The organism is Pseudoalteromonas sp. RB2-MNA-CIBAN-0110 (assembly GCF_040309305.1).
Taxonomy (GTDB): Bacteria; Pseudomonadota; Gammaproteobacteria; order Enterobacterales; family Alteromonadaceae; genus Pseudoalteromonas; species Pseudoalteromonas arctica.
Window position 1 is genome coordinate 1 of sequence record NZ_JBEOOQ010000103.1, and the last position, 542, is coordinate 542.

Consider the following 542-nt stretch of genomic DNA (forward strand, 5'->3'; position numbering starts at 1 on the left):
GTTAATTCAATAGAATATGGACATTTACCACCCAGCAAGATAGTCCCTAAACTATTGGATAAAGGTGTGTGGATAGCATCAGAAAGCTCGTTTTATCGCGTTATGAAATCACATAAATTATTAACACACAGAGAAAAAGTTAAACCAAATAAAAAGATAAAAAAGCCAAAAGCGCTCAAGGCAATACGTGTAAACGAAATTTATACATGGGATATCACGTATTTGCCAACAGCTGTTAAAGGTCAGTTTTTATACTTATATTTAGTGATGGATATTTATAGTCGAAGAATAGTTGGTTGGCAGGTTCATGACACACAACTAAGCACACTGGCGGCTGATTTAATGGTAGATATTTGCAGGCGAGAGCAGGTAAAGCCTGAGCAAGTCACGTTGCACTCGGATAATGGCAGTCCAATGAAAGGGGCAACGTTATTAGCGACATTGCAGGAGTTAGGTATTGTTCCTTCATTTAGCCGACCGTCTGTGAGTAATGATAATCCTTATTCTGAATCGCTATTTAAGACGTTAAAGTATCGCCCGGA

General features: G+C 38.4%; 1 protein-coding gene. It reads left to right on the forward strand.

What is annotated here, in order from left to right:
* Window positions 1-542, forward strand: a 542-nt coding sequence (locus AAEY68_RS20735) for a DDE-type integrase/transposase/recombinase (protein WP_350586791.1), incomplete at both ends; no start/stop codon positions are given.